At 41.7% G+C, this 24916-nt stretch carries 18 protein-coding genes and 1 pseudogene; all 19 read right to left on the minus strand.

Annotated elements, in window-relative coordinates; all coding sequences use genetic code 11:
* The 19 genes and pseudogenes from ACDD58_RS17800 to ACDD58_RS17890 all read right to left on the minus strand — a co-directional run bounded on the left by ACDD58_RS17800 (position 1) and on the right by ACDD58_RS17890 (position 24754).
* Positions 1-2799: a GH36-type glycosyl hydrolase domain-containing protein gene (locus ACDD58_RS17800; protein ID WP_370778557.1), complete on the minus strand. Its 2799-nt coding sequence runs from the start codon at positions 2797-2799 to the stop codon at positions 1-3.
* 216 nt (positions 2800-3015) lie between these two features.
* Complete coding sequence (locus ACDD58_RS17805; RefSeq protein WP_370778558.1) at positions 3016-3258, minus strand: hypothetical protein; 243 nt, start codon at positions 3256-3258, stop codon at positions 3016-3018.
* Between the two features lie 132 nt (positions 3259-3390).
* On the minus strand, positions 3391-3978 hold the full coding sequence (locus ACDD58_RS17810; RefSeq protein WP_117921255.1) for an AAA family ATPase: 588 nt from the start codon (positions 3976-3978) through the stop codon (positions 3391-3393).
* A 13-nt stretch (positions 3979-3991) separates the two neighbouring features.
* Positions 3992-5359: an MATE family efflux transporter gene (locus ACDD58_RS17815; RefSeq protein WP_370778559.1), complete on the minus strand. Its 1368-nt coding sequence runs from the start codon at positions 5357-5359 to the stop codon at positions 3992-3994.
* A gap of 244 nt (positions 5360-5603) precedes the next feature.
* Positions 5604-6116, minus strand: coding sequence for a flavodoxin (locus ACDD58_RS17820; protein ID WP_118210298.1), 513 nt, complete (start codon positions 6114-6116; stop codon positions 5604-5606).
* Positions 6117-6177: 61 nt separating this feature from the next.
* A pseudogene (locus ACDD58_RS17825) lies at positions 6178-6342 on the minus strand (arsenate reductase ArsC); the annotation flags it as partial.
* Between the two features lie 193 nt (positions 6343-6535).
* Complete coding sequence (galT, locus tag ACDD58_RS17830; RefSeq protein WP_370778561.1) at positions 6536-8098, minus strand: UDP-glucose--hexose-1-phosphate uridylyltransferase; 1563 nt, start codon at positions 8096-8098, stop codon at positions 6536-6538.
* 104 nt (positions 8099-8202) lie between these two features.
* On the minus strand, positions 8203-9372 hold the full coding sequence (locus ACDD58_RS17835) for a galactokinase (RefSeq protein WP_370778562.1): 1170 nt from the start codon (positions 9370-9372) through the stop codon (positions 8203-8205).
* A gap of 247 nt (positions 9373-9619) precedes the next feature.
* Complete coding sequence (locus tag ACDD58_RS17840; RefSeq protein ID WP_370778563.1) at positions 9620-10780, minus strand: arabinogalactan endo-beta-1,4-galactanase; 1161 nt, start codon at positions 10778-10780, stop codon at positions 9620-9622.
* A 94-nt stretch (positions 10781-10874) separates the two neighbouring features.
* Positions 10875-13964 (minus strand): glycoside hydrolase family 2 TIM barrel-domain containing protein, encoded by a 3090-nt coding sequence (locus tag ACDD58_RS17845; RefSeq protein ID WP_370778564.1) that lies wholly within the window; start codon positions 13962-13964, stop codon positions 10875-10877.
* Between the two features lie 102 nt (positions 13965-14066).
* On the minus strand, positions 14067-15005 hold the full coding sequence (locus ACDD58_RS17850) for a helix-turn-helix domain-containing protein (protein ID WP_370778565.1): 939 nt from the start codon (positions 15003-15005) through the stop codon (positions 14067-14069).
* A 72-nt stretch (positions 15006-15077) separates the two neighbouring features.
* A complete protein-coding gene (locus ACDD58_RS17855) occupies positions 15078-15296 on the minus strand; it encodes a hypothetical protein (protein ID WP_006858267.1) in 219 nt (72 codons plus the stop codon).
* Entirely contained in the window at positions 15269-17119 is a 1851-nt protein-coding gene (locus ACDD58_RS17860) for a hypothetical protein (protein ID WP_186899402.1), read from the minus strand. The genes ACDD58_RS17855 and ACDD58_RS17860 overlap by 28 nt, the downstream gene beginning before the upstream one ends.
* 163 nt (positions 17120-17282) lie before the next feature.
* Positions 17283-18128: a sugar ABC transporter permease gene (locus ACDD58_RS17865; protein WP_370778566.1), complete on the minus strand. Its 846-nt coding sequence runs from the start codon at positions 18126-18128 to the stop codon at positions 17283-17285.
* Positions 18128-19546, minus strand: a complete 1419-nt coding sequence (locus ACDD58_RS17870) for a carbohydrate ABC transporter permease (protein ID WP_370778568.1) — start codon at positions 19544-19546, stop codon at positions 18128-18130. Before ACDD58_RS17870 ends, ACDD58_RS17865 begins: the two co-directional genes overlap by 1 nt.
* A gap of 127 nt (positions 19547-19673) precedes the next feature.
* Positions 19674-21020 (minus strand): extracellular solute-binding protein, encoded by a 1347-nt coding sequence (locus tag ACDD58_RS17875; protein ID WP_370778569.1) that lies wholly within the window; start codon positions 21018-21020, stop codon positions 19674-19676.
* Positions 21021-21290: 270 nt separating this feature from the next.
* Positions 21291-21452, minus strand: a complete 162-nt coding sequence (locus ACDD58_RS17880) for a hypothetical protein (protein WP_370778570.1) — start codon at positions 21450-21452, stop codon at positions 21291-21293.
* A gap of 46 nt (positions 21453-21498) precedes the next feature.
* Positions 21499-22512, minus strand: coding sequence for a LacI family DNA-binding transcriptional regulator (locus tag ACDD58_RS17885; protein ID WP_370778571.1), 1014 nt, complete (start codon positions 22510-22512; stop codon positions 21499-21501).
* 106 nt (positions 22513-22618) lie between these two features.
* Entirely contained in the window at positions 22619-24754 is a 2136-nt protein-coding gene (locus ACDD58_RS17890) for a glycoside hydrolase family 3 C-terminal domain-containing protein (RefSeq protein ID WP_370778573.1), read from the minus strand.
* Positions 24755-24916: the final 162 nt, after the last annotated feature.

Genomic DNA, 24916 nt, shown 5'->3' on the forward strand with positions numbered 1-24916 from the left:
CTATTTCAGTACAACATACACCTCATGTAACATTTTTCCTGCTTCTTCTAACTTCGTTCTTGGAATGATCGCAGATTTTTCTGCTTCATCTGCTTTCCATTCCTCCTGCTCTAATTTTCTGCCGTCAAACCGTACTTCTTCGATCTGATATATATCGAATGCTTTTTTTTCTTTATTCTCATAAATAACCTGACAATTTACGCCCGCAAAGAAAAGTGACAGTTTTGCCAGACCATTCTTATCAAACTGCTCCGGCATCAGCTTTGGCATCAGTAAAAGATCACCGCATTTTCCTTTGACCCCGAACATTTCTGTGATCACTGTCAGCATATACCAGCTTGCAGCACCGGTCAGATAATGGTACATGCCTCTTCCGCGCCCGTTAAAATATTCCGGGATTCCAGGATAGATCCTGCTGACCGGGAAATTGACCGACTGACGGTAAAGGGCGGATAGTGCCTTATATCCTTCCGCCGCAAATCCTCTCCGGTACAGTGCATTTGCATACATCACCGCCATGTGAGAAAATACAGCTCCGTTTTCCTTCTCGCCATATGCAAAGCCAAACATCCTGCCAAGATCCATCTTTACCTCATCAAAATCCGTATTCAGGCGGTAACCGCCGACCTCTTCCTTATACAGATAGCGGTCTGCACTCTTTATGATCTCTTTTACCTGTTCTTCTTTTGCAGTTCCTGCCATCACAGCGAACACCTGACTGGTAAGCATCATACGGATGCCCTGTTCAAATTCACCCTCCACACGCCTGCCGTGATTATCGTAATAGCCGTTAAACCAGCCATTTCCCTCTGAATCTGTCACCCATTCGGTGCTGCGGATATGATCCATCATCCATTCTGCTTTGTCCGACAGGCTTTCGATCAATTCCTTTACCGGTACTTCTGTTTTTTCTCCGCTGACGTTATGTACACAGCTCTCTGCATAAGATAATAGCAGCTCTTTCTTCTTTTCGACGGAGTCATATAATTTCCCGTCTCCGCCTAACAGCACGCTGATCTCTTTTGCAAGGAAAACGGTACTTTTTCCTGTTTTTTCCTGATATGTCTTTAAAAGTTCCGCAATATCCTTTAAATTTCCGGCATAGGCATTTGTGAACGCAACGCTCTCCCCGCGTTCCGGTGCCATATCCAGTGCATCATTCCAGTCTGCCCCGCGAAGTAAGATATGTCCATGTTCCCCAACCTCATAAAAAGCGGTCAGATTCTGCAGCAGAAGATGTTCTAATACACTTCCTTTATAGATTTCCTGTGTCTTAGTTTTCTGCCAGCAGCCATATGCTTCGTCCCACGCATCATCCTTTTTTGTTCCTCTTACAACCTGTCTGTCCTTAAAATAGGCAGCCTGTTCATCTAAGATCTCTATGTCCCCGGTCTCATCGATATAAAGTTTTGTCGTAAAAAACGGCCACACACCATGATCCATCCATACGCGTGTAATGTTATTGCGGTCTGCGATAAATTCGCCCTGTCTTTCTCCGATAATTGTTGCATTCGTTCCATCCATACGCACACCGGCAAAATTTGATAAAAGCATTTCCCGGACACCATCCGGATTCATGATCAGAAGTGCCAGACAATCCTGCCAGAGATCTCTCCAGCCCCTTCCGCCTTTTCCGTAATCATGGTGTGGCAGGAAAGAACAGCCGTAGATCCGTCGTAAGATCGGCTGAAAACTTACCCAGTGCATGTATTTGTCAAACACCAGATCTCCTGTATGATAAGAAACATTTACTTTTTCTTCCCAATAGGCTTTCACACGGGCAAATTCGTTTTTTACTTTGTCCGCTGTTTTATATTTTGCGGTAAGTTCTGCGATACCATGTTCTACGTCAGCATTTTTCCAATCTGGCACTGTGTCACTGCCTGTATTCTCATAATCTGTCTTTTCTTCTGCAGCTTCCTGCTGCTTTAACGCTCCGATCAGGACTGTGTAGGACACAGTTTCACCTGCCTCTAACACCACCTCTTTAAAATGGAGTCCTCCGACCGCCTCGCATCCTGCAAAGCTGCATCCTGCCTTCACACCTTCAAGATTTTTTACAACTGCCTCCGGTCTCTCGAAATTGCCGCCTTCTCCAATATAATCTTCCACGACCGGATAAAAATCTTTTGGCGGCTCGCCGTTTCCATCAAAACCACAGACAAAGTAGGTCACATCATTTTTACGGTGCCCACGCTCGTCGAATGAAAGTGTCGGTGTCACAAGCACACCGTTTTCCACCGTTTTGATCCGGTGCAGTAAAGATGTCACATGTCGGTGATCCCTGATATTATCTGCACTTCTTCCATATAAAGGGATTGCCGCTGTCGGTGTGAACCGCACCTGCATCTTCCCGATATTTGTGATCTCCACATACATGATCTCTGCGTTCTCATCCACCGGAACGAACGATGTGATTTCTGCAGATAACTGATATTTATCTGAAGTTCTCGTCACGGTATGCCACATCAGTCCTGCTGTCACTTCATTTTTATCTGACAATCCGGTAAACTTCTTCGACTCTTCTTCCGCAGAAATGCCTGTTGCCGACCAGTTACCAGCATTTGCGACATGGCACCAGAAGTTCCTGCTGCTGCGGTTATTATGCAGATTTTCTGCACTGACCGGCTCAAGTATAAAAGTATTCTGATCTATCTTACAGTCACCTGAAAGATTCGGTGTCACTGCACTTTTGATTCCTGCTTCTCCTGCCACAGGGAAATACAGATAACTGTAATTTTCCGCATTTTTTAAGTTAAATGTGGCATCCTCTCCGATAAACTGATATGTATCCTGCATACTGACTACTCCTTTTTCCTTTTCATGTTCTGACATCATTGTAAAGAAAAAAAAGGGCACAAAAAAAGATACCTTTTTTTTGTAAGGTATCTTTTTTTTAGGCTGACAGATATCTGTCACTTATTTTGTTTCTTTCTTATATTTTGCAAAAGACAGGATATTACTGCAGATCACAACGATTTCAAGCAGCCCTGCCCAGTTTTTTATACTGATCTGCTAAAACAGGGACGTAATACTTGTTGCCATTCCGGCAATCCGCATCTTCTGTGGTTTTAACCACCAGATCGAAAGTAGTGAGATCGATGATGTCAGAAATACCAGTATGGAAGATATCCCGGCAAATTTCCAGATCATGATAAAGATTAAAAGCACCTGAAAGAAAACATATACCGGCGTCCATGCCCTTTCCTTCCGTTCCTTGATATTTGCGACGATCAGGATTGTAAATGAAACAAGCATGCTGTACGCACCGCCCCTCCATTTAACATATCCATTTCTTTTGTTTTCTCATTTGCCGTTTTCATCCGGATATGTACTTCCTCTTTCCAATGATTCTATCTTTCGCCGGTGTACTGCATCACTAATATTGTTTTATTTTGCACAATCCAGTATAATCTGTCTGCATCTGTCATATCCAAGTTGTGAACTATTTAACGCTAACGTATAATTCGCTGCCAGCCCCCACTTCTGTTCCGTATAGAAATTATAGTTTGTGCTGCGACGTTTGTCTATATCCATTATCATTTTCTTTGCATCAGCTTCCGTCACATGATATAACCTGCAGATACGCTCCACTTTTTGTGGCATATCCCCATGTATAAAAACATTCAGCACATCATCCCTGTCCTTTAAAATAAAATCGGCGTTCCTTCCAATGATCACACAGTCCTCTTTCTGTGCTATTTCCATGATCACTTTGCTCTGCGTTTCATATACGATATCTTCCACGGATTTTCCCGTGATATCCCTTCCTGTAAATGCATACGCAAACAACCCTTTTTTTGTGGATAATTCTGCTTTTTCCCTGATATATTCCGGTGAAAGTCCTGACTTCTCTGCGATCTGGCTGATAATATCTTTGTCATAATATGCAATTCCAAGCTCTTTTGCCACTTTCTCGCCGATAAAACGTCCTCCGCTTCCAAATTCCCTGCTGATCGTGATAATTCTTTTTGCCATGGTTCATCCCTCCCTAATCTAAACTGTCAACTTTTGTTTTTCTGATTTTCTTTAAAAATACATATCCTACCAGACATGCTATAAACTCTGTGACCGGAAATGCCCACCAGATCAGTGAAACCCCTGCCTGACCATTTCTTACAAACACAGAAAATATTCCTGCTAACGGCAATATGATCACAAGCTGTCTTAAAAGTGAGATCACAAGTGATTCGATTCCACCATCTAGTGCCTGATAAATTCCCTGATATGCCACATTGATCCCTGCAAAAAGAAAGCTGATGGAAATGATCCGCATTGCACCGATAAAATATTCTCTCGACTGTCCGGCATTAAACAAAGTTGCAAATGCTCCAGGGAAAATTTCTGTAATGATAATGCCAAAGATCATCAGTGCAACGGTATATAAAAGGCCATATCTGATTCCATCCTGGATTCTCTTTTTACTGCGCATGCCATATGCAAAAGCTATGATCGGGGTGATCGCATCCCTCAGTCCAAAAGCAAGGAACAATACAAACTGCTGCACTTTGTAAAACAGCCCGTATGCGGTCTGCGCTGCTGGAGCAAATTTTAAGATAAGGTTCATTACATATACCATAACAGACATTAATGCCTGTGCAATGATCGCTGGAAGTCCGATCGCATATATTTCCTTTATAATGCCTGCATCCGGTCTCATATACTTTATTCCATGGTCAAATTCTTTATTTAATCTGATATGAAAAACAAATAACAGTAACGCCGATGCCACCTGACCGATCACCGTTGCATAGGCAGCACCCTTTACCCCCATTTCCGGAACCGGTCCGATACCATAGATCATGATTGGATCAAGAATGATATTGATCACTGCTCCTGTAACCTGACCGATCGTAGAATAAAGTGAACGTCCTGTTGCCTGTAATAATTTTTCAAACAGTGAAAAGAAAATGATTCCAAAAGAAATCACACAGCAGATTCTCAAATAATCCGTTCCCATGGAAAGAACTTCTGCATCCACTGTCTGCGAAGAAATATATGCCTTTACCCCGAAAATTCCAAATAACAGACATACTGCATAAATGATCACACCTAAAAACAGGCTGTTTCCTGCAACTTTCGCCGCCTTTTTGCTGTTTCCCTGCCCGAGCGTCCTTGCAAGCAGCGCATTCGTTCCTACTCCTGTTCCGATCCCGACTGCGACCATAAGCATCTGCACGGGGAATACCAGCGTAAGTGCATTTAATGCCGCCTCGCTTCCCACCTTCATGTTTCCGACAAAGGCACTGTCCACGATATTATAGACCGCCTGTAATGCCATCGATAAGATCATCGGTATCCCCATCTGAACCATGAGCTTACCTACCGGCATCTCCTTCATTTTGTTACTCTCTGCCATTTTAAATCCTCCTTGTTTTACACTTTGTTTTGCATCTTGTTTTCTGCACAAAAAAAGTGTGCACCTATCATATAAGCTGGACTTACGCTGATAAGCTACACACTTTTTTATGGCAATCATTCATAAGATGTAATTTTTTATGAAAAAACGAGCAGCAAAAACTGGATTTACGCAGATTTGCTACTCGTTCTTTTTTGAATTATAATTATTTTATTTTTAAAAGTCAAACGGAATTTTTTGCAGATCAGATATTCTGCTTTACCCATGCTTCAAGTTCTGTCTTTGAACTCTTTGCCTGACCGCCCATAATGGATTTACCTTTTCTGACATCCGCATCCGGGCACAGTGCTTTTATCGTTTCCTCACTTTTGCCCATACCGCTTCCCTCATTCGTGCAAAACGGAAGGATTTTCTTTCCGGAAGTATCAAAGAATTCCAAAAACGTTGCTACTGCCATCGGTATCGTCCCGCAATAATTCGGATATCCGAGAATAATGGTGTCATAATCTCCCATATTTTCCGGATAATTTATGAGTTCCGGTCTGTTATTTTCCGCAAAATCGACTTTTGCCTGTTCAACACACTCCCGGTACTGATCCGAATACGGCTGTTTCATCTCAATTTTAAAAAGATCTGCGTCTAAAAATTCTTTTATGAGTCCGGCACAGATCTCTGTGTTTCCAACCGTTATATTTTTTATGGAACCGCCAAAATAATTTTCTCCCGCTCTTGAAAAATAAGCAATCAATGTACGCATTTTCAGCTTCCTCCTTTACTCAAGAACCATAATACTAAAGTCTGTCATAATGTCAAGGTTATCAGCGAAACATTTCCTTTAATCTTAAAATATTCTTTTCAATCCCTTCTATCACTTCCATAACTACCTTATCATCACATCCTGTCGGATCAGGCAATCCCCAGTTATCATCAAACTCCCTGCCGATATACGGACATCCGACATCACATCCCATGGAAATAGCGATAATGTACACATATAAATGCTACCTTTTTCTTACGCATGAAAACCTCCTTTCAGATGATCCGCAGTCTCTTAGGATCAGACAACGCTTTGAGGATTTTGGCTGTCTCTGTATAGATTTTTTCCAAATCAATCACCTCACATAGAAATATCTCTATGTGTTAGGATAATATACAAATAGAAAAAAGTTAATATGACTATTCATTCACTTTGTCTACAAAACGCATGAAAGCACTTCTTCCTTCTTCCGTGCATTTGTAAACACCGGCATCTTTTAATACTTCCATAAATACCAGACCAATCTCTGTCTGCACGATCTCATGCAGTCTTTCCGGAGTAACTTCGCCCTCTAAACCGGTACCGAATGTAAATCCGTATTTCGGAAGGAACTCTTCTACCCAGTCTGCATGTTTTTCAAGGACTTCATCCTCACGGATAGATGTTCCATCAAGCAATGCCTGCTCTAAATCTGCCATCTCTTTTTTCAGACGTGCCGGAAGCACTGCAAGTCCCATAACCTCGATCAGACCGATATTCTCTTTCTTGATATGGTGCAGTTTTGCATGCGGATGGTAAACACCAAGCGGATGTTCTTCTGTTGTGATATTATTACGCAATACCAGATCCAGTTCGTATAAATCGCCGCGTCTTCTTGCGATCGGAGTGATCGTGTTATGTGGCTCTCCGTCTGTCTCGGCAAAAACAAATGCAGCCTCGTCTGTGTAACCTCTCCATGCCAGTAAAATCTTATCTGCCAGCTCGATCAGGCGGTCTTTTTTCTCTGCGCTGATACGGATAACGGACATCGGCCATTTTACGATACCTGCTTTGACATCCTCAAATCCCTTGAATGATATCTCTTTTTCCACCGGAGCTTTTGCCATGGCAAATTCATAATGACCGCCCTGGAAATGATCATGGCTCAAAATAGAGCCGCCAACGATCGGAAGATCTGCATTTGAACCAACAAAATAATGCGGGAACTGCTCTACGAAATCAAGCAGTTTACCAAAAGTAGCACGCTCGATCTTCATCGGTGTATGCTGTCCGTTAAAGATGATACAGTGCTCATTATAATAAACATAAGGAGAATACTGGAAAAACCAGTCACTGCCATTGATCGTTACCGGAATGATCCTGTGGTTCTGTCTTGCCGGATGGTTCACACGGCCTGCATATCCCTCATTTTCCTTGCAGAGTAAACATTTCGGATAACCGCTCTGTTTTGCAAGTTTCGCTGCTGCGATCGCTTTTGGATCTTTTTCCGGTTTGGATAAATTGATCGTGATATCTAATGTACCAAACTCAGTATCTGCAGTCCATTTCAAATCTTTCTTGATACGGTATCTGCGGATATAGTTTGAATCACAGCTTAATTTATAAAAATAATCGGTTGCTGCCTGGGCAGACTGATGATTATAAAGTCCACGGAATTTTGTAATGACTTCGCTTGGTCTTGGCATAAGCATGCTCATGATCTTTGTATCAAACAGATCGCGGTAGGTGATCGTATCTTCCGGCATCAGTCCCTGCTCTGCCACATAGTCAAGCATCTCTGTAAGAATACCCTCTAATGCTTTCTCTGCAGATTTCTGTGTCATTGGCTCTCTTTTTTCATAAGCTGTAACAATGTTCTCTTCTAACTCATCTAATTTAAAAAGCTCTAACAGACGATTGATGGTAAATCTTTTATCTTCCGGTGCAACCAGTCCTGTCACCAGACCATATTCTGTTAACTCTAAAATCTTTTCCTGTATCATTTTCTTCTTCACCTCTACGCTATTCTACGTATCCGGACTATATTCTGTCGCGCATACACAATTATGCTGTCTATGTCATTTCTGACAATGAAACACTTCTCTTTTTATGCTAATTTCACCGGGCCGTCACCGATCTCAACAACATAGAAATCTGCTGCGTATCCGATCTTCTTCTCATAAGCGGCTCCAACTTCTTTGATAAAAGTATCCACAGCTTCATCTTTTACGATACTGACCGTACATCCGCCAAAACCTGCACCAGTCATTCTTGATCCGATCACACCATCGATCTTCCATGCTTCTTCGACCAAAGTATCAAGCTCGATACCGGTTACCTCATAATCATCACGGAGAGAAACATGTGATTCATTCATCAGTTTTCCAAATAAAGCAACATCATTATTTTTCAGCGCCTCTACTGCTTTGATCGTTCTCTGATTCTCATAGACTGCATGTTTTGCACGTCTTACACACACTTCCTCTTTAATGGCATCTTTGTGTTCCTCAAACTGTGCCTCTGTCAGATCTCCGAGTGCTTCAATGGAAACAACTTTCTGTAACTCTGCTAATGCCTTCTCACATTCACTGCGGCGCTCATTGTATTTGGAATCGCCAAGTCCACGTTTTTTATTGCTGCAGGAAATCACGATCTTTGCATTTTCCAGTTTGATCGGTGCATACTCATATTTTAAAGTTGCCGTGTCAAGGAAGATTGCGTGTCCTGCTTTGCCCATTGCGATAGCAAACTGATCCATGATACCACAATTTACACCGTTAAATTTATTCTCAGAATACTGTCCGATCAGTGCAAGATCCTGATTTGTCACGTCAAATCCGAACATATCGCGTAAGATAAATCCTGTTAAAACCTCTACGGATGCAGAAGAAGAAAGTCCGGAACCATTCGGGATATTTCCGAATAATACAAGATCCATACCCTGCTCTACTTTCATGCCTTTTTCTCCGAATGCCCACATTACACCCTTCGGGTAATTTGTCCAGTCAGCTTCTTTCTCCGGTTTTAAATTCTCTACCGATGACTCTAACACGCCAAGCTGCTCAAAGTTCATGGAATAAAAACGCAGCTTCTTATCATTTCTTTTTCTTGCCACACCATAAGTACCGATCGTCAGTGCACAAGGAAATACATGACCGCCATTGTAATCGGTATGCTCTCCGATCATGTTCACACGTCCCGGTGCAAAATAAACACCAATCTCACCTTCATCTCCAAATAACTCTTTAAACTTTGCCAGTACGTTCTCCCAAACCATCTTGAATCCTCCTTTAATTTCTTCTAATACATCATTTGTTCTTATTTTGCCACACATCATCCTGTTCGTTTTTTTATCCTTGGAAAACAGGATGCATTTGTTTTGTTTTCTTTGATAATCCTATTATACTGCATCCAACTCCCTTTGCAATGGCTGAAATGCAAACTGCAACAAAGTGCAGAAAATCCTGCAACATTTTTACATAAATGTTGCAGGATTTTAAAACCTTTTCTTATCATCAATTATTTTATGCTTCAAAATCGCGGATCAGTTTCAATGTTGGCAGCGTATTTCCCTTATAATCAAACAATGCCTGATTTGCCCACTCGTTGCCACATGGTCCCGGATCCTGAATATATTTTAAAGATGCAGGTGTTGCCCAGCCGGAACCCGGAACCGGGATCCATGCCGGCTCCCAGTAGAAAAAGCCCTTGCCTTTTCCACCATCGATATGGCTGATTCTGTTTAAGAAATCTTCCATAAAATCATACTGTCCCTGTACTGTCATCGGATATTCGATCTTCTCAACCAGCGCCGGTTTTGTTGCATAGCCTTTGCGATCTTCATCAGAGAGTTTCTCGTAGTCTTTGTAATCTTCCATCGTATATCCCATGGAAACCTCTGCCACGATCAGATCTTTGCCATAACGCTTAGCAATATCATTCATGTTGTCATTTAACATCTGAAGAGATCCATGCCAGAATGGATAATAGGACAATCCGATCAGTTCAAAATCCTCACCGCGTTTTGTAAAATTATCAAACCATTCACGGTAAAGTGCATTGTTGCCGCCATTGTCAAGATGGATCATAACCGGAATCTTTGACAGTTCCTTCATCTGCGGGCATACACCTTTGATAGAGCCTGCGAGACGCTCTTCATCTGCTTTGCGGACAGCACGGATACCGGCATTGACAAATGTTGCGATGTTATCATAGTTCGGCACCTTGCCTTCCGGCCAGAGCAGACCATTTGAAAGTTCATTTCCGACCTGTACCATCGTGATATTGACACCGTTTTCCAAATAAAGATGCATCATCTCTAACGTGAAATCATAAACTGCCTGCTCTAACTCTTTGACACCATAATTTTCCCATGCCTTCGGTTTAAACTGTTTTCCCGGATCTGCCCAGAAATCACTGTAATGCAGATTTAAAAGTACACCAAAACCTGCTTTTGTCACCTTTTTGGCGATCTCAAGAGATGTCTTTGGATCATTTTCTCCTGCACCGTAAGATTCTCCTGTTTCTGACCACGGATCATTCCAGACACGGATACGGATCGTATCCACATCATAAGATTTCATGATCTCCAAAATATCCTTTTCTTCTCCGTTGTCATAATATTTCGCACCACACTTCTCCAACTCTGCAAGTGTAGATAAATCCATTCCTTTTACAAAATTCATAGTCATTCCCTTCCTTTTCATAAGCTGTAATATTTGTGCCAAAACATAAATAAATCAGGCAGCCGGGCTTATTTCTTATACTTTATTACTTATACTATATTCCTTTAAAGCGGAACGTAAATTCCAGCGGTTTTGTCACATCAATATGATATTCCGGATGTACCCATGAACCCCAGCTGTCATCGCCGCCGACTCCCATCTGTGCGAATGCCACACGGACGATCGTGTGATGTACCTGCGGTAATTCATAAACATGTGCTGCATTTTCAAGTTCATGCGGTGTATATGGGAGTGCAGAAAAACTTAATTCATCTCCCTCAAACAGAATACCTCTGCCTTTTGCATCCACAAGACGCGCATAGCGCACACCGACTTTGTTGCCGCATTCCTGCGGAACTAAGTATTTTGCCATATTGTCAGCTACTTTATTACTGTAGATTCCAAGTTTCGCACCATGTCTCCGGTCTGCATACGTCTCATTCGGTCCCATACCATACCATGTAAGATTGTCATAATCTGCATCAAACTGAAACATCATACCAAACTCCGGCATATCAGGAAGTCCCTCCACCGGATCATACATCAGTTTTGTCTCGATCGTTCCATCACCAAAAACAGTATAGGACACCTCACATTTACTTGATGGTGTTGTCGGCATAAAATAAGTATAGGTGATCTTTACGGTATTATCTTTTTCTTCCACTTTCGTTGGAACATTGTCAAACATTCCTCCATTTCTGTGGCTGATATACATGCTGGCGATCTTCCACTGCGCATAGCGCGCCGGTGCCATACTTCCGTTATCATTGTCAACCGGTGCCCTCCAGAAATTCGGCATCGGAATCTTTTCGATCATCTCTTTTCCCGCATAACGGTAAGAAACAAGTCCACCATTCAACATGGAGAACAGACAGTCAAAATCTTCACCCTTCACACCGATATTTACCTTTCCGTGAACCACACGGATTGGTTTTTGGGATGCATGGAAAACGGTACTCTTTTTATAAATCTTCTGTCCAAATGCAACTTCATGACCTGCATCTGCCCAACTTCTGTCCTCTTTTAAAAGGAATGAAACCGTAAGTGCATATTCTACGTCCGGTTCTTCTTTTTTCTGATCCTGACCATCTGCCCGCAAAACTGCAAACGGTATCTCATAATCGGAAGAACTAAGCGGTGGTACTGCTGTTTTGATCTCCTGTTTTTTTATCACAACTCCATTTTTCTGTAAAACTGCCACACAGCAGAACTGGTCTGTACCCGCAAACAGATTCTTATTCACTACCGTGAATTTTCCATCCTTTTCAAACAGGACACTGATATTCTGATAATTGAATTTTACTTCCTGCATTTTCGGGGATGGATCTCTGTCACCGCCATAACAGATTCCATTTCCACTGAAATTATAATCCGTCGGCCGCTCTAAGAAATCACCACCATATGCCTGAAACCCTTTTCCATAGCGGTCTTTTTTCAAGATGGACTGGTCAATGTAATCCCAGATAAAACCGCCCTGATATCTCGGCTCTGTATCTGACAGATCGGTGTACTTATGCATGGCACCGCAGGAATTTCCCATCGCATGTGTATATTCGCACATGATAAACGGCTTTTCCTTATGCTCGGCGAGGAATTTTTTTACATTTTCCACGCTGGTATACATCTGGCTTTCCATGTCACTGGTTGCCTCATATCTGCGATCATGAAAAATTCCCTCATAATGAACCAGACGGTATGGATCTAAGGCACGGAATTTTTCGGACATGTCAAAAATTACTTTTCCGCCGTAAGATTCATTTCCGACTGACCAGATCAGAACTGCCGGATGGTTTTTATCTCTCTGATAACAGGAATTGACACGGTCAAGCATCATAGGCTCCCAGTCCATGTTGTCTCCAGGAACGATCATGTCTTTCGGTGCCAGCCCATGCATTGCAGAATCCCAGGAACCGTGTGATTCCAGATTATTTTCTGCAATCATATAAAGTCCGTATTCATCACAGAGATCATATATAATGGATGCATCCGGATAATGGCAGGTACGGATCGCATTGATATTGTTCTGTTTCATTGTTACAATATCCTTTAAAACTTCCTCTTTTGTGATCGCACGTCCTGATATGGAACTGAATTCGTGACGGTTGACACCCTTAAATACGATACGTTTTCCATTTAATGTCATAATACTGTCTTTCATTTCAAAACGGCGGAATCCGATTTTCTGGCGGATAACTTCACTTCTTTCTCCATCTGTATCAAAACATTCTATCGTAAGCGTATATAAATTCGGGATCTCTGCACTCCACAGCTCCGGTTTATTTACCTGTTTTTCAAAATAAACTTCTCCCTCAGAAACCGGTAACTCCTCAAAGAAAATAACCTGCTGCTCTTTTTCTTCCAAAACAGAATAATCTTTACTTCCTGTCAATGTAAATCTTGCCCTTCCAGTGCCGCGCATCTGCATTGTAACAAGAAGATCTGCATTTATAAGTGTCTCGTCTAAAACCGGCTGCACTTTCAGATCATATACATGCACTTTTGGCATTGTATACAGATAAACCGAGCGGAAAATACCGGAAAACCGGTAAAAATCCTGATCCTCACACCAACTTGATGATGTCCACTTAAACACCTGTACTGCCAGCTTGTTTTCACCTTCTTTTACATACGGAGTCAGGTCAAATTCGGACGGTGTAAAACTGTCTTCGCTGTAACCGACATACTGACCGTTTAACCACAATGCAAAACCGCTCTCCACACCCTGAAAGGAAATATAAAGTCCGTTTTTTCTAAAACCTTCCGGCAGTGTAAAATATTTTACATAGCTTGCCACCGGATTAAATTCACTCGGCACTGTGTCGCGCCACACATCTTCCCTTCCATCCCACGGGTACTGAATGTTTACATACTGTGGGATATCATAGCCCTCCATCTGGATATGTGCCGGTACACGGATGTCCTCCCAGCATTTGCAGTCAAACGTTTCTGCCTCAAAACCGTTTACGGTCTGCGCATAATTTCTCGCATAATGGAATTTCCAGATACCATCTAATGATAACCGGAAGATGCTCTTTTTTTCTTCTGCTTCTGTTTCGTCCGCATACGCCACATGATCGGAGTGCGCTGCCATGCAGTTTTCCTTAAAAAACTTCGGATCATGGATCTTTTTTATTTCGAATGACATGTAATGTTCTCCTTTTATCTTTTTCTTATCTCCATTTTAACGAAAAAATGCGCATTTTGCATCTGTATCTCAACACAAAACACGCATTTTCAATCATAAGTTTTACCAGCCTTTCAAAGCGGAAATATTATAATTTAACAGTTTTCTCTCATAATTTTCCGGACTGATCTTCCACTGATACGGAGATGTATTCAGATATTTTTTGAAGTTCCGGTTAAATGTAGATGTCGTGGTAAATCCCACTTTCTGTGCGACCACATCCATCGGATCATTTGTCTTTTTCATGATATCACATGCTTTTTGCACACGCATCAGATTGATATAATCCATAGGTGACATATTCATATAAGATTCAAACACTCTTCTGAAATGCGTCTCACTCATATGACTTGCCTTTGCAAGTTCTTCCACACGAATATTGTTCGCATACTCTAACCTTACATAATCAAGTGCCGCCGTGATCTGAGAAACACCTGTCTTTTTCTTTACCTCATTCTCCGAGATATCACTCTCACACATGCGGAGCAATTCAGTAAAAAAAGCAATCAAAAGACCTCTGACACAATCATTAAAATGGCTTTTTTTCTGTCTCATCTCATCCATGAGCATCTTCACAAGAACGGAAATCCCGCGATTTTCCCATTCATGGAAAAACAAAGCCTTTCGATTGACCATCTGTAATACTTTTTTTTGCATGACAGCATTATCCGGATACAATTCCTGGATCATGACCATCGGATCAAAAAATAGATATTCCCAATAGCTTGGTCCCTCCGCTATATCACTGATCGTCACATGCGGGTAATTCTGCGGAATAATACTGACCATTGCCGGTTCGTAGCTTTTTGTCTCTTCATTTAAGATCAGCCTGCCGGTACCGTTTTTACAATATCCGATTTCCATGAGATTGTGAAAATGAAGATTGCTTTCATCATGTCCGTAATCACGAATCCAGCTGTCTCCTAAAAGTGCCAGAACATATTCACCCTGCGGAACTTCATAAAATCTTAGTTCCATCGTGTCTTTTTTCTTTTTCCCCATGGTTATTACCTCTTTTTAAAACTGCCGTACATTATTTCAGTACGGCAGCCATTTTGTTTCTGATATCAGAATTTAATCAAAATCAAATTTTGTAATTCTATCATGCATTGCTTTATAACGGAAACGGATCATTTCGTTTTTCTCTAATACATCCTCTTCCGTTCCACGGTACTGACAGCGGATACAGCTATAAATACCAGTTTCTTTATTGTAGAACATATCGATGTCAAGATCTCTTAAAAAACAGGATGGGCATCTATAATTTAATTTGCCTTTGCCAAGTTGAGCCATGTTGCAAATACCTCCTTATCTGAGATTGTTTTTCTGTATCCCAATGTGAACATTGGTGAGAATGCATATCCTTCTTTTACATATCCTTCTGCCTTTGCATCGGATGCTGTCATGGATACTCTTGTCTCGATTTCAGGAACGACTGCAGAAACCTCTGTAGCTCCTACGACGCCCTCTTCACGGCATTTGTATTCATAGTTGATCGTCTTCTCTTCCGGTCCGTTGATCTTTAATGTGATATGACTCATATCTTCGGAATATTCAGTTGTACCATAGCATGCAACCATGTATTCATTTAATGTTACTTCTGCAGTCGGATCACTCATCTCTAAGATGTGACGCTCGATCCTGATGTTGGAAGATCCTTCCTCAAAGTATTCTTTTGTCTGAAGTTTTACAGTCAGATCCTTAAACTCGATTGTAACAGGGTCTAATGTAAGGATTCTTGTCTTGCCTTCCTGGGAGAAGTGTGCATGTGTCGGGCAGAGGCAGAGATCAACTTCCTCTCCTTTGTAAGAAAGTTTTGCACTTCTTACAGTTCCCTCTCCTGCGTAATGTGTAAAGTAACCTGCACGGTATTTCTCCTGGATTAAGAATGGGTAGGATGCATCCTGAACATGTTTTGTTCCAATGCCGACCGGCCACTCTAATTTTGCTGCATAAGGACGAAGATCAACGATCGCACCGCCCTGATCCATATTAACACATGCTCTCATGTACGGATCGCAGTACCAGAATAACTGTTTGTCTGAACCATATAAGATATCTCTCCAGAGAGCACATTCCGGTTCATTGTAATTGTTCTGGTTGACACCTTTTTTCTCACGATAATAATCAGCAAACTCTGACATAGTCATGTCAATTAACTGACCTTCTTTTTTCAGCTTTCCATAGTAAGCACATCCATCACTGTAGGATTTGTAAAGAAGTTCATATGGCTGCTCCCAGCGTCCCATCTTGTTCATCCAGCCCGGTCCAACGAACATCATGTTGTATGCATATCCGTTGTTATATTTCTCTAAGGAACGGTACTGGTCGATTAAGTTATAAAGATATGGATATTCCCATGTCTTTGTATCATAAATCATACCACGGAGTACATTCTGCGGATGTGTTCCGAAGTTCGAACCATTTCCATCGTAACATGCGATCAGGTCACGGGAAAGATGAGGGATCGCTACGATACCGCTGTCTTCCTCTTTATTTGCAGCCGGTGCATGTGTGTTCTGTTTCGATGGGATCCATGGTGCCCATGGGCCGCCATCAAATAATGTATACCAGGAGTTGTTGCAGGTGTGATATGCCTTCGGGCCTTCCTCCCAGCAGGTAGCAACTGCACATTTTACAGTCGGATAAGTTGCTTTGATATAGTTTGTCAGATCAGCATCCATATAATAAGATCCTGTTGACTCCGGATAAAAACCGAATCTGTCATGGAATTTCTCGAATACATCATTTACGATGGCTTTCTTATCTTCCATGGAGAACATCCAGATACAAAAGTCTTTTGTCTTATATTTTTCGCGGAACTCCTCGCAAGGAAGTCCTAATAAAGATAATGCGATCTCATCACCATATACTTCATGGTCATGTTTTGCGATCTCTACTGCTTCATCATTGAAGAGTGAAGCATATGTCATCTGAATGGTTACTTTTAATCCATTCTCGTGAGCTAATCTCTGCTGTGTCTTAAAGATATCCAAAGACTCTGTTAAAAGTGCTTTATCTCCGATATCCTCTTCTTTTCCCTGTCCTGTCACTGTCGCAGAATACTCTGGAACCAGCTCCGGACGATGAATAAGATTCAGTACAAATTTATCCATTTTTTTCTTTCTCCTCCAAAATTTTATCTAAAAGAGTTAATACTCTTCTCAAAACTACACTTTCTCAGAAGAACGCTGCTCCTGCGTTCTTCCAACGCGGGTTAGTAACACTTAGGCATTGCAGCCTCTGCTGCAATGTCTACTTAGTGTTACTTCCCGCAATTTAGCCTTTAACAGCTCCGCCGGTAACACCCTCAACATAGAACTTCTGCATCACTACGAAGAGAATGGAAATCGGGATTGCGATCATTACACCTCCGGCACAGAAGATTGCGAAGTAATCTCCGATCAGAGTCTTCTGTAACAGATTATAAAGACCGATCGCAACTGTCCAGTCTGCCGACTCTTTCGACTTGATCATGATCCGTGCCAGAACAAAATCCATCCATGGATTCAGGAAAGAGTTGATGATCGTATATACTATCATCGGTTTTGACAGCGGAATAATGATTTTTCCAAAAATTGTTGCCTCGGAAGCACCCTCTAAGCGGGCAGCCTCTCTCAGTGAAACCGGGATGGTATCAAAGAAACCTTTCAATACTAAAAACCCAAGTCCCGAACCTGCAGAATATACGATAACCAGACCTGCAAGTGAATCGGTAAGTCCGATCATTTTTAAGACAAAATAAACAGCGATCATGGAAAGTACACCTGGGAACATTCCAAGAATGATAGAAAAGCTCATCAGAGGTTTTCTCGCCTTGAATCTCATACAACTGAATGCATAAGAGACCATCAGTACAAAAGCGGATGAAACGATACAGGTAAAAAATGCTACAATAAAGGTATTTTTAAACCATGCAGGGAAGTTTGCTGCTGTATCTGTCTTAAAGAACAGTTGATGATAGTTTGCCAGTGTCCAGTGTTCCGGGAAAAAGTGCTGGTAACTTACACCCTTTGTAGTGGAAAGGGATGTTACAACCAGCCATACAATCGGAATCAGCCAGATGATTGCCAAAAGAGCAAGTACTAAATGTCTTAAAATGATTTTCCATGTTTTCTTTTTCATTATTGGTACACCTCCTCTTTATCACCACTGATCATTCTTGTATAGCTAAGCAATGTAAGAAGCGCACAGATAGCAAATGAAATAATACCAATTACCGATGCCATCTTATAGTTTGAGTTATCGTTGGTCAATGTAAACAGCCATGTAATGAGAAGGTCTGTCTCTTTTGCATTAGAGTTTGCAAATGCCATGTTTGCTGTTGCATTGGAACTTGTCAGCAGATAAATAACGTTAAAGTTATTGATGTTTGCAATGATGCTCTGAATCAGGGATGGTCCACAGATAAATAATACATACGGCATTGTGATCTTCCAGAAGATCTGCCATTTATTTGCACCATCGATACGTGCACTCTCCAACTGATCTGTCGGAATATTCATCAGAATACCGGTAGCGGAAAGCATCTGATATGGAACACCGACCCAGATATTAATAAGAATGATCATTGCATGAGACCAGCCCGGTTTGGAAAGAAATGGAATATAGTTTCCTGAAACAAGTCCGATACTTTGTAACCAGCCTGTCAGGCCGATGTTGGAACATAATGTATTTACAATACCATGGTCGCTGAACATTTTGCTTACAAGAAGCAATGTTACGAACTGTGGAATCGCGATTGTCACAACAAAAAGTGATCTCCACATTTTTTTAAAATGTGTATCTTCATGGTTGATCAGCTTTGCCAAAAGAATACCACCGATGAAAGTTGTAAATGTTGCCGATACTGCCCAGATCATTGTCCATGCAAGAATTCTTACGAATGCATAGGAGAATGTGATCGTGGTACCGCCTGTAAACATATTCTTGAAGTTTCTAAGTCCAACCCATGTAAACAGGTAGTTTGGCGGCATATGATCCATATCATAATTGGTAAATGCCACACAGGACATAAAAATGATCGGTATAATGTTCATCATAATAACACCGATACTCGGCAGGGTAAGTAATGTGATATAAAACTTACCATTGAAAAGAGATTTTATATCTTCCGCAAATGTATTGACATGTTCTCCCTCTTCTTTCATAAGCTGAAGGCGGTATACAGCCTTCATATTGCTTATATATAAAAATATGAATGCTACGATTACGAGGATTCCGACAATACCATATAATAAGATTAGTAACGAGTTATCGTAATCATTAACAGTGTTTTTCAAGGTCAGTGGATCAAATACAGACTCATACTGAACGGTACCAAGTGTATTTAAATCCTTAATATAATTGATAGAGAACATTCCTGTAAACAGGATTACTATCACTTCAAGTGCTGTCATTAAGATACCTTTGACGATCTGTTTACGTCCCCAGTATCCGGCACCCATAACAAGCAGTGAAAGCTTGCACCAGATATCGCCCTTTGCCACTGCTGTTCCGAAATCGACAAAGTATTTTTTGATTGCGTTTAAAAATGTTTTCATAGATTCACTCCCTATGCGCGTGAATGAGAATTTTTGTTTCGGTAACAAAAACTTTTCTCTTTTTAAAAATCCCCACATGACCTGTCTGTCAGGTCATGTGGAAATATGAGTTTTACAGATATTTTGATTATTCAGCTACCGGCTGTGTAATACCAGCTACTGCATCATCAAGTACAGCCTGAAGATCTGTTGCACCGTCAACCAGGTTCTGTCCAAGTGCCTTTGCCGGATCCCAGTAATTATTGCCTACAACCTGCTGATCTGCAAACTCTGACTGCGCTGCAAGTGCTACAAGTGCCGGGGAATCAATCTGAGCTGCTGCTACTGTGTTAGCCGGTCCCTCTGATGTAGCGTTACCAATTGCTAACTGGCTCTCCTCATTTGTGAGATACTCAGCAAGGAGCATTGACCAGCCAACATTTTTAGCATGGGAGTTCACACCTACGAATTTGTATCCTGCATAAGATCCCATCTGTGTAGCTGTTCCATTTACATCGAAAGTAGGTAATTTACATGCTGCATATCCGTCACCGTATTTCGCTTCAAAAGATCCGGTGTTCCATGTACCGGAAACATATGCGCCAAGTGTACCGTCATTTAACATGGTAATTGCATCCTGATCTTGTACGCTTACAAACGCCGGAGAAGAAGTGATATTTTCAATGCTCTGTGCTACTGCAAGACCGGTCTCAGAGTTCCAGTCACAATTATTTGAGTTATCTTCATTCATGGAAAGTTCACAGCCTGCACCAGAGAAGAATCCATACAGATACCATCCATCTGCTACATTCATGCCAACTTTTGTTCCTGCTTCTTCCGCTTTTGCTGTAAGATTTTCCCAGGAAGCCACATCCTCTTCAGAGAAGATGTTTGAATCATAGTATAAGAAATAACCGTTTGATGCTGTTAACGGATAAGCGTAAAGTTTTCCGTCTTTGGTAGCTGCTGCTACAGTTGCCTCTGAGTTTGTTTCTTTCGGATCATATGTATATGTAGCTGCCACTTCCTGAAGCGCACCTGCATTTACAAGATCATTTACCTGATCATCTGCAAATACGAATACATCTGCTGCCGCATCAATATCCTCAAGAATCTTATCTTTGGCATCTGCCTCAGATACAGCACCGATTGTGATGTTGAAATCTACATCTGAGTACTGCTCTTTGAATTTGTCTGTCAGCTCTTTCATAACATTCTGATAAGCTTCAAGTTCTGAGCACCATAACTGGATATCTACGGTTCCATCTGTAGATGCGATCAGATTTGCGATTGCATCATCGGAAGCTGATGCTGCCTCTGTCTCTGCAGCTGCATCGCCTGCTTCTGTTGTTGCAGCTGCATCACTGCTCTCTGCTGCATTGTCTGCTGCGCTGTTGTCAGCTGTGCTGTTGTTTGCTGCTTTGTTTCCACATCCTGCGAACATGGAAGCTACCATTGCTGCACATAATACTGTGCTGATGACTTTTTTCTTCATTTGAAAATCCTCCCTTTTCCTTGATAGAAAAAAATGTTCTTTTAGAACGCTTTTTCGTGTTGCGCTATGCGCAATCGGTTGTTCTATGGTTAGAGTATATCTCTGTTACATCCTTGTGTCAATGTCCACATTTTATAATAAATCCGACCATTTTTTAGCAATTTTGCACAATATTATTTTCTTCTCTTTCTTTTATTTTTTTCATATTCGACTTTTGCGCAACCGTTAACCATTGATTTTCCGTGCATTTTCAATTATGTAACATGCTTTTTATGGATGTTTTAGCTCTTTTTTTGCAATTTTTGAAACAGTGATTTTGGGGGCAGATTTGGTAACGTTTTCAAAAGATATAAACTGGGTATATCTGCCCAGCAAAACAGTTTTCTGTAAAAAAAAAAGCGAAACACATTCATTTTCCTGTGCTTCGCCCATTTCAAATTCATAACTTCAATCTATCCATAGATTTTCCTGTCTGTATTTACTTTGTCGATTCTTTGAGTACCACTTCATATGGAAGTAATGTGCGTTCTTTTACTTCAAGTCCCTCCGTCAGATCAAGCAGTGTTCTGCATGCTACCATTCCAAGTTCTTTCGCATCAAATGACAGCGATGTGATCGACGGTACGTTATTTTCAAGTACCATGCTGTTATAAAACGATGCCACACGAACATCTTCCGGTACTTTGACATGCTGCTGGCGGAGTGTTTTTAAAACACGGCTGCAGACAGCATCATCCATACATAGAATACAGTCTGCCTGCCGGTTCAACGCTTCCTTGACTGCTTTTTCCACCAAAACCTGATTATCCTGGCTTAAAAACATCAGGTCCTCATCTAACTCTTTTCCCATCTTTGCATATGCTTCGCGAAATCCACGCAGACGGCTCTGTGTGACCACATGTTCCTCATTGCCGCCGATCAGCGCAATTTTTTCCATTTGTTTCATCAATATGATCGATGTAAGTTCTTTGCATGCGCTCTTGTGATTGTGGTCTACCTGGATCACACCTTTATAATTGGTACTGGTACTTCCGATCGTGACAAACGGTACATTTTTTGTCTGTAAAAACTCGATCTGCTCATCTTCCACAAAAGTCCGCATCAAAATCACACCATCCACTTTATGGTTAGCAATGATACGCTCTAAAGAAGATATATCATTTGTCATACAGATAGAAAGCAGGATGTCGTATTCCATGCTTCCAGCAATCTCCTGTATGCCAAACAGACATTCCTGAAAGAAAGTAAGATCTACCACATCATACTCTCCCGGCATGGCAACACAGATATTATAAGTCTTAGACTGTGCAAGCCCTTTCGCAATCACATTTGGCTTATAGTCATGCTCCTCTATATATGCTAAAACACGTTCTCTCGTTTCCTTACCGATCCGTCCTTTGCCGGAGATTGCACGCGATACGGTTGTCTTTGATACCCCAAGTGCCTCTGCCACATCCGCAATCGTAATATTTTTTTCTGACCCCTTATCCATAAACTCTTATCCCTCGCTTTTTTGCGCTTAGTTGCGCAACTAAGTTTATTATTGTACAACCAGGGGCAAAAATCAATCCTATTTTTTTCCTATTTTTTTCCTAATTTTATTCCAGTATCAGACTTTTTACCGTTTTTCCGGCAAGCCTCTCGCTGCGCGTATCCGGCTGCATACCTCCGACAAATATCCGGAAGTTTCCAGACGGCAGGATCTTCTTTCCTTTCTCATCATACAGCATAAACGCCTCCGGTTCTAAGCGGATGTGAATTTCTTTTTCTTCTCCTGCGTGGAGTGGAAGTTTTACGATCTTTTTCAACTGTCCATATGGCATATCAGAATGTTCTGCCTTCACGTAAACCTGTACCGTCTCGATACCATCCATTTTTCCGGTATTTTTTACGGACACACCGATCGTTACCCCATCAGAGGTCTTTGGTCTCTGCTCTAAAAACCTGATATTCTGATACGTATACTCCGTATAGGAAAGTCCATAGCCAAACGGATATAATGCCTCCTGTTTCATATAACGGTAAGTTCTTCCCTTCATGGAATAGTTTTCAAACTCCGGCAGTTCTTCCGTGGTACGGTAAAATGTGACCGGCAGTTTTCCTTCCGGATTTGCTTCTCCAAACAAAATATCTGCAATCGCCGCTCCGCCTCTTGCGCCCGGATACCATCCCTGTATGATCGCATTCACATGTTCATCCGCCCAGCTTACCGCAAGCGCGCTTCCTGATAACAGGACTAAAACAACAGGTTTGCCACAGGATACTGCTGCTTCTAAAATTTCCTCCTGTAGTCCCGGAAGATTCAGATCCGGTTTGTCACCACTGCCATACTCATTGCCTGCATCTCCTTCTTCTCCCTCAATACCTGCATCGAGCCCAAGTACTGCAATAACCACATCACTCTCTTTACATACACCAAGCACTTCCGACATGCGGTCATTCTCCTGTGCCAGATTGCTGGTACGATCCTTATAAAGATGACATCCCTCTGAATAGAGCACCCTCACATCATCGCCGACATAATCTTCAATTCCCTCTAACACAGTAATGTAACGTGACGCAGTTCCCTCATAATTGCCAACTAACGCACGTCTGCTGTCTGCATTCGGTCCGATCACACCGATCGTTTTTATTTTATTTTTATCAAGCGGTAATATATGCTCCTTATTTTTTAACAGGACAATCGTGCGTTTTGCTACTGCTTCATTGAAAGTTCTCATTTCTTTGCTGTCTGCGGCAAGATAAGGAATTTTATCATATGGGTTTTCTTCTTTTTTATCGAACACACCCAGTTTCATTCTTGCCGTAAAAAGATTTGTGACAGCCTCATCTAAACGTTCTTCTTTGACCAGTCCCTGTCTTACCGCCTGAACCAGAAAGCCAAACAATGTACCGCAGTTTAAGTCACAGCCATTATTCATTGCCATCGCAACCGATTCGATTGCGGTGCTTGTAACATGATGTCCTTCATGAAAATCCCTGATTGCCCAGCAGTCAGATGTCACATGTCCCAAAAATCCCCATTCTTTTCGCAGAATATCGTTCAGCAGACGTTTGTTTCCACAGCATGGAACTCCATTTGTCCGGTTATACGCCCCCATTACTGCTTCTACTTTTCCTTCTTTTACACATGCTTCAAATGCCGGCAGATATGTTTCCCTTAAATCCTGTTCCGTCACCTTGGCATCAAATTCATGACGCACCACCTCCGGTCCGCTGTGAACTGCAAAATGTTTCGCACAGGCAGCCGCTTTTAAATAATTTTCATCATGTCCCTGTAAGCCTTCAATATACCGTACTCCAAGACGGCTGGTCAGATACGGATCTTCCCCGAAAGTCTCATGTCCCCTGCCCCATCTTGGATCGCGGAAAATATTGACATTCGGCGCCCAGAAAGTCAGACCTTTATAAATATCTGTATCTTTTCCTTCCTGCTGCATATTAAATTTGGCTCTTGCCTCCGTTGACACCGCATCCCCGACCTGTTCTAACAGATCTTCGTCAAAAGTTGCAGCCAGACCGATCGCCTGCGGAAATACTGTTGCTGTGCCGGCTCTTGCCACACCATGCAGTGCCTCGTTCCACCAGTTATATGCCTTTATATTTAACCGTTCCACCGCCGGTGCCTGATACAGGGTCTGTGCCACTTTTTCTTCCAGTGTCATTTTACCGACCAATTCTGCCGCACGTTTTCTATAATTGTCAAGTTTTTCTTTATTATGATTCAGTTCCATATATCCATCCTCCATACTTATACCGGTTTTAATGTCAGGCTTTATTCTCTGGCAGCCTGCAAAAAACATTGCTTATTCATTTATGTTAATGAATAAGAGTATAACTGTCTACACTATATTTTACAGTATTTTTCCCGACAAATCATAGATATTTTTTCAAAA

Origin of the sequence: Roseburia sp. (assembly GCF_041325975.1) — a bacterium.
GTDB lineage: Bacteria > Bacillota > Clostridia > Lachnospirales > Lachnospiraceae > Roseburia > Roseburia rectibacter.

What these genes read in the sequence shown, in the direction of transcription:
- ACDD58_RS17800 (WP_370778557.1), bottom strand. Translation starts at nt 2,799, where the DNA reads ATGCAGGATACATATCAGTTTATCGGAGAGGATGCCACATTTAACTTA.
- ACDD58_RS17805 (WP_370778558.1), bottom strand. Translation starts at nt 3,258, where the DNA reads ATGCTTGTTTCATTTACAATCCTGATCGTCGCAAATATCAAGGAACGG.
- ACDD58_RS17810 (WP_117921255.1), bottom strand. Translation starts at nt 3,978, where the DNA reads ATGGCAAAAAGAATTATCACGATCAGCAGGGAATTTGGAAGCGGAGGA.
- ACDD58_RS17815 (WP_370778559.1), bottom strand. Translation starts at nt 5,359, where the DNA reads ATGGCAGAGAGTAACAAAATGAAGGAGATGCCGGTAGGTAAGCTCATG.
- ACDD58_RS17820 (WP_118210298.1), bottom strand. Translation starts at nt 6,116, where the DNA reads ATGCGTACATTGATTGCTTATTTTTCAAGAGCGGGAGAAAATTATTTT.
- galT (WP_370778561.1), bottom strand. Translation starts at nt 8,098, where the DNA reads ATGATACAGGAAAAGATTTTAGAGTTAACAGAATATGGTCTGGTGACA.
- ACDD58_RS17835 (WP_370778562.1), bottom strand. Translation starts at nt 9,372, where the DNA reads ATGGTTTGGGAGAACGTACTGGCAAAGTTTAAAGAGTTATTTGGAGAT.
- ACDD58_RS17840 (WP_370778563.1), bottom strand. Translation starts at nt 10,780, where the DNA reads ATGAATTTTGTAAAAGGAATGGATTTATCTACACTTGCAGAGTTGGAG.
- ACDD58_RS17845 (WP_370778564.1), bottom strand. Translation starts at nt 13,964, where the DNA reads ATGTCATTCGAAATAAAAAAGATCCATGATCCGAAGTTTTTTAAGGAA.
- ACDD58_RS17850 (WP_370778565.1), bottom strand. Translation starts at nt 15,005, where the DNA reads ATGGGGAAAAAGAAAAAAGACACGATGGAACTAAGATTTTATGAAGTT.
- ACDD58_RS17855 (WP_006858267.1), bottom strand. Translation starts at nt 15,296, where the DNA reads ATGGCTCAACTTGGCAAAGGCAAATTAAATTATAGATGCCCATCCTGT.
- ACDD58_RS17860 (WP_186899402.1), bottom strand. Translation starts at nt 17,119, where the DNA reads ATGGATAAATTTGTACTGAATCTTATTCATCGTCCGGAGCTGGTTCCA.
- ACDD58_RS17865 (WP_370778566.1), bottom strand. Translation starts at nt 18,128, where the DNA reads ATGAAAAAGAAAACATGGAAAATCATTTTAAGACATTTAGTACTTGCT.
- ACDD58_RS17870 (WP_370778568.1), bottom strand. Translation starts at nt 19,546, where the DNA reads ATGAAAACATTTTTAAACGCAATCAAAAAATACTTTGTCGATTTCGGA.
- ACDD58_RS17875 (WP_370778569.1), bottom strand. Translation starts at nt 21,020, where the DNA reads ATGAAGAAAAAAGTCATCAGCACAGTATTATGTGCAGCAATGGTAGCT.
- ACDD58_RS17880 (WP_370778570.1), bottom strand. Translation starts at nt 21,452, where the DNA reads ATGGGCGAAGCACAGGAAAATGAATGTGTTTCGCTTTTTTTTTTACAG.
- ACDD58_RS17885 (WP_370778571.1), bottom strand. Translation starts at nt 22,512, where the DNA reads ATGGATAAGGGGTCAGAAAAAAATATTACGATTGCGGATGTGGCAGAG.
- ACDD58_RS17890 (WP_370778573.1), bottom strand. Translation starts at nt 24,754, where the DNA reads ATGGAACTGAATCATAATAAAGAAAAACTTGACAATTATAGAAAACGT.